Here is an 11,923-nt window from a genome sequence, read left to right as displayed (position 1 = left end):
ATTCAAACAAAATATATGAACAACCCCACAGGATTAGAAATAGCAATAATTGGCATGACTGGCAAATTCCCCGGTGCTAATAACCTAGAAGAATATTGGCAGAACCTCTGTAATGGAGTTGAATCAGTAACCAACTTAACCGACGAACAAATCAAAGAAAACGGCGTAGAACCTACATTATTAAAACATCCCGATTACGTCAAAAGACAAGCCATAATAAACAACATTGAATACTTTGATGCAGAATTTTTTGGCTTTAATCCCAGAGAAGCAGAAATTCTCGACCCCCAACACAGACTATTTTTAGAATGTGCTTGGACAGCCTTGGAAGATGCAGGATATAATCCAGAAAACTACACCGGAGCAATTGGAGTTTATGCCGGTGCAGCGATGAATAACTATTTATTAAATTTAATCACTAACCCACAAATTCAAAATCAAGTTAGCCGCTATCAACTATTTCTCTCCAACGACAAAGACTTTCTCACCACCAGAGTTTCTTATAAATTAAATTTACGAGGACCCAGTTTAGATATTCAAACAGCTTGTTCCACATCTTTAGTAGCAGTTCATATAGCTTGTCAGAGTTTATTAAGTGGTGAGTGTGACATAGCCCTAGCCGGGGGTGTATCCTTAGCAAAAGCCACAGGTTACTTGTATCAAGAAGGCGGAATTTATTCACCTGATGGTCATTGTCGCGCCTTTGATGCTAATGCTCAAGGTACAATTGCAGGTAGTGGTTTAGGTATTGTTGTCCTCAAAAGATTGCAAGAAGCTATTGAAGATAGAGATTATATTCATGCTGTAATTAAAGGTTCAGCAATTAATAATGATGGCGGTTTAAAAGTTAGTTATACAGCACCAAGAATTGATACTCAAGCAGCAGTAATTCGCACCGCGCAAGCAATAGCTGGAGTAGAACCAACAGAGATTAGTTATATTGAAACCCACGGAACAGGGACAGCATTAGGTGATCCCATTGAAATTGCAGCCTTAACTCAAGCCTTCCGTGTAGGAACAGAAAAAACCGGATTTTGTGCCATATCATCAGTAAAAACCAATATTGGACATTTAGATGCGGCTGCGGGAATTGCGAGTTTAATTAAAACTGTATTAGCACTCAAACATCAACAAATTCCCCCCAATTTACATTTTCAACAGCCAAATCCGCAAATAGATTTTTCTCAAACACCTTTTTATGTAAATACTAATTTAGTTGACTGGGAAACAGACAAAACACCCCGCCGTGGTGGTGTCAGTTCCTTTGGAATTGGTGGAACAAATGCTCATGTAATTTTAGAAGAAGCACCAATACAATTCAAAAGTAAAAAGTCAAAAGTTAAAAGCAATTATCATCTGTTATGTTTATCAGCTAAAAGTGAAAAAGCACTTGAGCAAGCAACAATTAATCTGGCTACACATTTACAACAGCATCCACAATTAAACCTGGCTGATATTGCTTATACCCTACAAATAGGAAGACAACATTTTGCATATCGCCGAATGGTATTGTGTCAAAGTAAAGAGGAATCAGTGCAACTTTTAGAGAAAGAAACTAGATACACTCATGCAAACTCTGAAAAAAGCTCAAGTATCGCTTTCATGTTTCCCGGACAAGGTAGCCAATACCTGAATATGGGTAAGGAATTATATGATACAGAAGCCATATTTCGAGAACAAATAGATCATTGCTGTGAATTATTAGAGCATGATTTGGGGTTAGATTTGCGTTCACAAATTTATCAAAAAGAGTCTGAAGAAATCAACCGGACAACCGTAGCACAACCAGCATTATTTGTAATCGAATATGCTTTAGCAAAATTATGGATATCTTGGGGTATTCAACCACAAGCTATGATTGGACATAGTATAGGTGAATACGTGGCAGCCACTTTAGCTGGTGTCTTTTCTCTCCCCGATGCTTTAAAATTAGTAGCATTGCGTGGTCGTTTAATGCAGCAATGTCCAACCGGGGGAATGGTTTCTGTAGGAATGTCAGCAGCTAAATTACAACCTCTGTTGACAGGTAATCTGGTGATAGCAGCATTCAACGCACCAGAATTATGTATAGTGTCTGGTACTGAAGCAGAAATTTCTCAACTAGAACAAAACTTAAATCAACAGGGAATTTCCAACCGTAGATTACAAACATCTCACGCTTTCCATTCACCGTTAATGGAGTCTATAATTACTCCATTTATCGCCGCTTTTCAGGAAATTCAACTAAAAACACCAAAAATTCCCTTTATTTCTAACGTTACAGGTACTTGGATTACACCAGAACAAGCAACTGATCCTCACTATTGGGGAAATCACTTGCGTCAACCTGTACAATTTGCCACAGGAATCAAAACACTATTAACAGAATCTCAGCAAATTTTACTAGAAGTAGGAGCAGGACGGACACTAGCTACTTTAGCCAAACAACAAACTAACACCCATACAATTTTATCTTCCCTACGCCATGCCCAAGATACACAATCAGATGTAGCATTTTTATTGCAAACTTTGGGGCAATTGTGGTTAGCAGGTGTATCAATTGATTGGGAAAATTTCCACACACAGGAACAACGTCAACGTCTACCATTACCCACCTATCCCTTCCAACGTCAGCGTTACTGGATTGATTTGAAAGCAGAGAATACCCAATCATCAATTCCTCAATTTTACTTATCTTCTTGGGAACGTAGTTTACCTCATCCCCAGGTAGATATAGCTGAAAAACGCTTGTGTTGGTTGATATTTATAGATAATTACGGTATTTATCAGGAAATAATTAATACGCTGCAAGTAGCTGGGCATGATGTAATTATTGTGAGCCAAGGTGAAAAATACGACCAACCAGCATATCGTACTTTTACCATTAATCCCCAATGCTCACAGGATTTTGTCGAATTGTGGTCAGATTTAGAACTACGAGAACTCATTCCTCACCATATTTTATATTTATGGGATTCAACTAATTCACAACAGCAACCCATCAGTTTATTGTATCTAGCACAAGCGATTTCATCGCAATCACTTGAGCAAGAAATAAAATTAAACCTAGTCACAAATGATGGGCAATTGGTGTTAGGAAATGAAAATATCCACCCAATGAAAGCGACAGTTTGGGGTATGGGTAAGGTGATTTCTCAAGAAATAACACAATTAACTTGTTGCTGTGTTGATATTTCATTATCCACTGTAGCTAGTACAAATAAAAAAATCGCCCAAGAATTAATTACAGAATGTTTAAATAATCAGATTGATTCTGTAGTTGCCTATCGGGGTAATTATCGCTGGCATCAGATTTTCAAACCCTTATTAATAGATGGTTTACAATCAAAAATATCTGTACGAGCAGGAGGAAATTATGTAATTGTGGGAGACTTAACAACAGGTTTAGGAACAGTATTTGCTGAGTTTTTGATGAAAATGTCAGTGCGGTTAGTGCTACTGGGCGATATCATTTCCGGAACTCTCAAACAAAGTTTAGATAATGCTGGTATTGATTACTTATCACTGAATATAGATATTACCCAGCAGACAGAATTAGAAAGTGCTATAGCTCAAGCCGAAACAAAATTCGGACAAATACATGGCGTATTTTACTCCACACCGATGAGCAATGAGCATTCAATGGCATTATTACCCCAATTAACTACAAAACACTGGGAATATAACTACCGTACAAAAATCCAAATTTTATCTGTTTTAGCTGAAGTTTTGCGTAATAAATCGCTAGATTTCTGTGTATTGCAATCTTCCCTTTCTACAGTTTTAGGTGGATTAGGTTTAGCTGCTTACGCTGCGGCAAATGCAGTAATTGATATGTTCGCTCTACAAGAAAATCAAAATAGCAAATTCCCCTGGATTAGCATTAATTGGGATGCTTGTCGGAGTGATTTAGAAACAGAAATTAATCATAGTTTCGCCGCTAATTTAGCAGTATTAGCACTCACCCCGGCAGAAGTATGGCAAGCAACCCAACATATTATCAAATTGGGTTTACGAGAATCAGTTGTAGTTACCAAAGCCGACTTATATAAACGTTTAGAACAGTGGGTAACAAACACCCCAACCAAAACCAAAACAGAAACCGATAACAGTTATACCCGTCCCCAACTAACAAATGAATATGTTGAACCCCGTAACGAAATTGAAACAGCGATCGCGCAAATTTGGCAAGACCTCTTAGGAATTTCCCCCATTGGAATTAACGATAGCTTTTTCGACTTAGGCGGACACTCCCTACTAGCCATTCAAGCCATTTCTAGATTACGCGATCGCTTTGGTGTCGAACTCTCAATGCGAAACCTCCTCTACGAAGCACCCACCATCGCCGCAATAGCCAAAATCATCACCACCCAAAACCAAAACCTAGAAGAAATGACAGCCCTACTCACAGAAATCCAAAACCTCACCCCAGAGCAAATCCTTCAACAACTCAACACCCCCTCTTAAAAAATTCAAACTTTATTTTTTCCGTTCTTTCTCCTTTGCGCCTTTGCGTGAGCTTAATAAAATGTCAAACTACTCACAAATCCTCTCAACCCTAACCCCAGAACAAAAAGCCTTATTTGAACGTCGGCTTAAAGAAAAAGGATTAACTCTACCTCAATCCTCCACCATTCCCCCACGAAATAAAACAGAAAACATCCCCCTATCTTTTGCCCAACAACGCCTCTGGTTCATCCAACAATTAGAACCAGATAGCTATGTTTATAACGTCCCTTGTGTCCTAAAAATGCAGGGAAATTTACAACTATCCGCATTAGAATCAGCTATCAACGAACTCAGAAAAAGACACGAAACTTTAAGAACATATTTCACAATCAATTCCGAGAACAAGCCAATTCAAATTATCGAACCTTGGCAACCCATCACCTTAGAAATTATAGATACAAATGAAAAAATCGAAAAAATAGCATTAACAGCCGCACAAACACCTTTTGATTTAACTCAACCTTTATTCAAAACTAGCCTTTTCCGGTTAGCGGAAAATGAACATATTTTATTAATTACAACCCATCATATTATTTCCGATCGCTGGTCAGTAGGTGTCTTTCTCAAAGAACTTTCTCTATTATATTCCGCTTATGTAAGGGGAGAGTCTTCACCATTATTAAAATTACCCATTCAATATGCTGATTGGGCATTGTGGCAAAGACAACAATTACAAGGCTCATTTTTAGAAGAACAAATTAATTATTGGCAACAACAACTGGGCGGTGAATTACCCGTTCTACAATTACCTACTTGGCGTAAAGATGTATCTACATACTCCGGTTCACAGTATGCAGTTTCTCTTTCCCCATCACTATCCCAAGCAGTAAAAACCTTGGCAGCCAAGCAGGGAGTCACCTTATTTATGCTACTGCTGGCGAGTTTTCAAGTATTACTATACCGCTACACAGGAGAAGAAGATTTATTAATTGGTACAGATATTGTTAATCGCGATCGCCAGGAAACAGAAAATCTTATTGGTTTATTAGTCAACACTGTAGTATTGCGTACAAATTTAGGCGAAAATCCCACAATAGCAGAATTATTAAAACGAGTGCGTGAGGTGACGCTTGGCGCTTTCGCTCATCAACATTTACCTTTTGAAAAGTTGGTAGAAGTCCTAAATCCCGAACGTCATATCAATCAAATGATGCCTTTATTTCAGGTGAAATTTGATTTACAATTGGCAACAGTCCAATCACCTCAATTAGTAGGACTGACTTTAGAAAGGTTACAGGTTCAGGAAGATACGGCAAAATATGAATTACGTTTGAATTTACAAGATACTCCCCAGGGAATTAAGGGACAATTTGAATATAGTGACGAATTATTTGATGCTGCTACTATTGCTCAAATGGCGGAATATTGGCAGATTCTTTTAGAAAGTATAGTTACAAATATTGATGCGAAAATTTCAGATTTATCTTTATTAACTGCTCAGGAAGAAGAATTATTGATTAATTGGAATACTACATCACGGGAATATCCAACCCATGAGTGTATTCATGAATTATTTGCAGCGCAGGTTCAAAGAACTCCTGATGCAATTGCTTTGATTTTTGGTGAGGAAGTTTTTACTTATCGAGAAATTAATATTAAGGCTAATCAACTGGCTCATTATTTACAAACTTTGGGAGTTAAGCCAGAAACTCCTGTGGGAATTTGTCTGGAACGTTCCCCGGAAATGGTGATTGGGATGTTAGCTATTCTCAAAGCTGGGGGTTTTTATGTTCCGCTAGATCCGGCTTATCCAAATGAGAGATTACGGTATATTTTGGATGATGCGAAAGTTGAGATTATTTTGGCTCACGCAGAGACGCAGAGGCGCAGAGAGGAGTTTGGGAGGGTTGTTTGTTTGGATGCTGATTGGGAGAGTTTTGGGGAATATCCTATTACTAATCCTGTGACGGATGTTAGTCCGGGGAATTTGGCTTATTTGATTTATACTTCTGGTTCTACGGGGAAGCCTAAAGGGGTGATGATTGAGCATTGTAGTCCAGTTTGTTTGTTGTACTGGGCGCGTGAGGTTTTTAATGATGATGCGATTTCTGGGGTGTTGGCGGCTACTTCTATTTGTTTTGATTTATCGGTGTTTGAGATTTTTGTCCCTCTCTGTTGGGGGGGTAAGGTGATTTTGGCGGAAAATGCTCTGGATTTGCCGAATTTACCTGCTAAAAATCAGGTGACGTTAATTAATACTGTACCCAGTGCAGTAACTCAACTTCTCAACTTTAATGCTATTCCTAATTCTGTTAAAACAGTTAATTTAGCCGGTGAACCTCTGACATGGAAATTGGTACAGCAACTTCAACAACTCCCGCACGTTGAGCAAATCTTTAACCTTTATGGACCTTCGGAAGATACTACTTATTCTACTTACATAGAACTGAAAGATATTACCCCAAATAGTCCTACTCCTCCTATTGGTCGTCCTATTGCAAATACTCAAGTTTATATTTTAGACAAACATTTACAACCATTACCCATTGGTGTACCAGGAGAATTATACATTGCAGGTGCAGGAGTAGCCAGAGGATATTGGCAACGTCCAGAATTGACAGCAGAAAGATTCCTCCTCAAAACTCTTCCTCTCTGCGCCTCTGCGCCTCTGCGTGAATCTACCCTCTACAAAACAGGCGATCGCGTTCGTTATCTACAAGATGGCAATATTGAATACTTGGGCAGATTAGATAATCAAGTAAAAATACGTGGTTATCGCATTGAATTAGGCGAGATTGAATCTTTACTGAGTGAATATCCAGAAATTCAAGAATCTGTGGTGATTGCTAGTGAAAATCCATCAAGGGATAAAAATTTAGTTGCTTATATTGCTCCTAAAAATGTAAATATTCCAGATTTACGGCAATATTTGGGCGAAAAATTACCTTTATACATGATTCCTGCCCATTTCATAACTTTAGACGCACTACCACGTAATCCCAACGGTAAGATTGACCGCAAGGCGTTACCCGCAATTGATCAAGTATCTTTAGAATTAGCCATTGCTTATGTAGCACCTCGTACACCTACAGAGCAAACCTTAGCAGCAATTTGGCAAGAAATTCTCTTAGTTGAGCAAATCGGCATTTATGATAACTTTTTTACATTAGGAGGACATTCACTCCTGGGGATTCAATTAGTAGCGAGAATTAATGAATCCTTACAGGTAGAAGTACCTCTAAAGTACCTATTTCAGTTTCCCACCATTGCCAGTTTAGCCGCACAAATTGACCTCTCTCCAAACCTCTCTCCTACGAGGAGAGAGGCTTTGACATTCCCCCATTCCCTTGCAGGGAAGGGGGTTAGGGGGTTAGGTTTCGGATTACCCAAAATTCAACCCCAACCCCAAGAACGTTATCAACCTTTTCCTTTAACAGATATTCAGCAAGCTTACTTCATCGGACGTAACGCCGCTTTTGAGTTGGGTAACATTGCTACACACGGTTATCAAGAAATTGAAACGGTGGGGTTAACTGTTGCACAGGTAGAAATGGCAATGCAGCGATTGATTAAACGCCATGATATGCTGCGGGTGATTGTCCAAACTGATGGACAGCAACAAGTTTTATCACAAGTCCCCGATTTCAAAATTGCGGTGACAGATTTGCGGGGGGTAGATTCTGCACTCCAGGATATCCGCCAACACCTTTCCCATCAAATTCGTCCCACTGACACCTACCCCTTATTTGAAATTCAAGCAATTTTATTAGATGAGAACAAAATCCGCTTCTGCATTAGCTTTGATGTTCTAATCGGTGACGCTTGGAGTTTTCGCTTATTAGGTAGAGAATTAGTCCAAATTCTGGAAAATCCAGATGTCGAGTTACCACCCATAAACTTAACTTTTCGAGATTACGTCCTCACAGAAAAAACATTACGAGAATCAGCAATTTATCACCGTTCTCAAGCCTATTGGCAAAATCGCCTCACGACTCTATCCCCAGCGCCAGAATTACCTTTAACAAAACGACTCAGTAAAATTACAGAACCACATTTCACCCGTCGCAGTGGAACTTTATCCCCAAGCCAATGGCAAAAACTCAAACAGCAAGCCAGCGAAGTGGGAATTACACCATCGGGCATCTTGTTGGCTGCTTTTGCCAAAATTCTCTCTCGGTGGTGTAAAACTCCCAGTTTTACCCTAAATCTGACCTTATTTAACCGTCTACCCCTACATCCTCAAGTCAATCAAATTGTCGGGGATTTTACCGCCTCCCTGCTTTTAGAAATTGCCAGTGCAGGGTGTAACAATTTCCTCGAACTAGCTCACCGCATCCAAACCCAACTGTGGGATGATTTAGACAATCGTTATTACAGTGGTGTAGAGGTACTGCGTCAATTAGCGCGTCAGCAACAACGGGTGACAGAAGCATTAATGCCTGTAGTTTTTACCAGCACCCTCACCCAAGATCATCAACAAACAGAAGATAAACGCCATTGGCAAGGTGACTTAATATACAGCCTTAGCCAAACCTCTCAAGTGTATTTTGACCATCAAATAGGAGAAGTAGCCGGCGCATTAGTATTTAATTGGGACACCATTGATGAACTTTTCCCCCCAGGAATGTTAGATGAGATGTTCCACACCTACTGTAATTTCCTAGAACAGTTAGTAGAACCAGATACCAATAACATCCCCCTGCCCCCTGCCCCCTGCCTCCTGCCTCCTTCTCCCTGCCTCCATACCCTATTTTTCCAGCAGGTAGTAAAACAACCAAACCAGTCAGCAATCGTAACTACAGAAAATACTTTAACTTACCAACAGGTGAGCGATCGCGTCTGTGATCTCGCCGAACATTTACAAAAATCAGGTGTAATTCCTAACCAATTAGTAGCAATTGTCATGGATAAAGGTTGGGAACAAGTAGTTGCAGCCTTAGCAATTCTAACTACTGGTGCTGCCTATGTGCCTATTGACCCGCAATTACCAGCCCAGCGTCGTTTGCACCTGTTACAAGAAACCCAAGTACAAATTATCCTCACCCAATCCTGGTTAGATGCAACTTTAGAATGGACTGATGGTTTGACTCGGATATGTGTTGATACCCAACCCCAGCCCTCCCCTTGCAAAGGAGAGGGAGTAAGACAGCAACCCACAGATTTAGCTTATGTAATTTACACATCCGGCTCAACGGGAACGCCCAAAGGTGTAATGATTGATCATCAAGGTGCAGTCAACACAATATTAGATATTAATCAACGCTTTGGCGTAACAGCAAATGACCGAGTTTTAGCGGTATCATCCCTGAGTTTTGATTTATCGGTGTACGACATCTTTGGCATTTTAGCGGCTGGGGGAACAATCGTCATCCCTGATAGCGGTAACAATCCCGCCCATTGGATGCAGTTAATCAACCAATACCAGGTGACTATTTGGAACTCAGTTCCCGCCCTGATTCAGCTTTTACTCGACTCATCCCCCAGTAAAAACCAAACACTGCGGCTAATTTTACTCAGTGGTGACTGGATTCCTTTGACATTACCCGAACGCATTCGTAGCCACTTTAATCATCCTCAAATTATTAGCTTAGGCGGTGCTACAGAGGCTTCTATCTGGTCTATTTTCTACCCCATAAGCGAAATCGATCCCAATTGGAAAAGTATTCCCTACGGTTATTCCCTTAGCAATCAACAAGTTTACGTCCTTAATCATACCCTAGAAATCTGTCCCACCTGGGCTATAGGTGAAATTTACATTGGTGGTTTAGGAGTCGCTAAAGGATATTGGCAAAATCCAGAATTGACGAAGGAAAGGTTTATTAAAAACTGGGAACTGGGTATGGGGGAAAGAAATAACCCTCTTTATAAAACTGGTGATTTAGGACGCTACTTACCTGATGGGAAAATAGAATTTTTAGGACGGGAAGATTTTCAAGTTAAAGTTAACGGCTATCGAATTGAATTAGGGGAAATTGAAGCAGCTTTACAACAACATCCAGCCATAACTCAAGCCATTGTGACGACCGTGGGAACTACACCATCTCAAAAACAATTAGTTGCTTATCTAGTGTTAAAATCAGGGGTGAATTTCAGTCAAAACACATTTAATTCTTTCTCGCAACTTGATTTCAAATTGCAACAAAAGGGAATAAGAAAGTTTGATGTTGGAGTGCGTTCTGTGGCTTTACCTAGAATTGAGACTGATCACGTTAACTTGAGACGACAAAGTTATCGCCAGTTTTTAGAAGAAATTGTCCCCTTAACTGCCTTGGGTGAATTTTTTGAGTGTTTGCAAATGCAGCAATTACAAAATTCTCCACTACCAAAATATCGCTATGCTTCGGCTGGTAGTTTATATCCAGTTCAAACATATATCTATATCAAACCCCATCGAGTGGAAAATTTAGCGGCTGGTTTTTATTACTATCATCCCCAACAACATCAATTTATCTATTTAAGCGAAATAGCGAACATTGATAGTAGTATTTACGGCATAAATCAAGAGATTTTTGCACAAGCAGCATTTTCTATATTTTTAATTGGTAACTTACAAGCAATTTCACCCATTTACGGTGATAAATCCAGGGATTTCTGTTTACTAGAAGCAGGTTATATTGGTCAACTATTAATGGAAACCGCACCCAATCAAAATTTAGGGTTGTGTCCCATAGGTGATTTAGAATTTGATGCTATCCGTGAACATTTTATTTTAAATGAACAGCAAATATTCTTACATGGGTTTGTAGGAGGTATTATAGATCCCCTTTGGACAACCCGTTGGTTATCACCAGAAACTCCTCAAACCAAGATAACAAAAGCCGAATTAATTACCCAAAAATTACGACAATTTCTCCAACAAACATTACCAGAATATATGATACCCAGCCTCTATATTCCCCTAGAAACCCTGCCATTAACACCAAATGGCAAAATTGACCGACGTGCTTTACCTCAGCCAGAATATCAATTTAACCAGTCAGAATTTCCTATTATACCTCCTTCCACAGAATTAGAAATAGCACTGGCTCAACTATGGGAATCTATTTTAAATGTAGAAATTTCAAGTATTCACAATAATTTCTTTGAATTGGGAGGTAATTCATTATCAGCAACTCAGATAATTACTCAGATGCGGCAAACTTTCCAACTTAATTTATCCATACGTGAATTTTTTCTCAACCCTACCTTAACTGCACAAGTTGAATTACTCAAACATCAGTGGGAAGCAAAACAAGAAATTACAATTGAACGTATTGAACGCAATAATCCTGAAAAATTACTTGCGAATTTGGATAAACTTTCAGATGAGGAAGTAGAAAGATTACTTCAAAAAATACAGTTAGAAGAGGTTGATTTATTGCACGCAGAGACGCAGAGGCGCAGAGAGGAAAGAGGAGAGATAGTTTGACATGAGGATGAAAATTAATCTCCTAAACTCTCATTCTCCGCGTCTCTGCGCCTCTGCGTGAGCCAAAAAATATTATTTTACTTGAGT

At 39.4% G+C, this 11,923-nt stretch carries 2 protein-coding genes; both read left to right on the top strand.

Annotated elements, in window-relative coordinates:
• The first annotated feature begins 15 nt into the window (after positions 1–15).
• On the top strand, positions 16–4,446 hold the full coding sequence (locus VB711_RS06790; protein WP_323285056.1) for a type I polyketide synthase: 4,431 nt from the start codon (positions 16–18) through the stop codon (positions 4,444–4,446).
• 61 nt (positions 4,447–4,507) lie between these two features.
• A complete protein-coding gene (locus tag VB711_RS06785) occupies positions 4,508–11,836 on the top strand; it encodes a non-ribosomal peptide synthetase (protein ID WP_323285055.1) in 7,329 nt (2,442 codons plus the stop codon).
• Positions 11,837–11,923: the final 87 nt, after the last annotated feature.

This window comes from Cronbergia sp. UHCC 0137 (genome assembly GCF_034932285.1).
In the GTDB taxonomy this organism is placed as follows: Bacteria; Cyanobacteriota; Cyanobacteriia; order Cyanobacteriales; family Nostocaceae; genus Cronbergia.
Note: the sequence above shows the minus strand (reverse complement) of the source record. Positions and strands in the feature narration are given on the sequence as shown.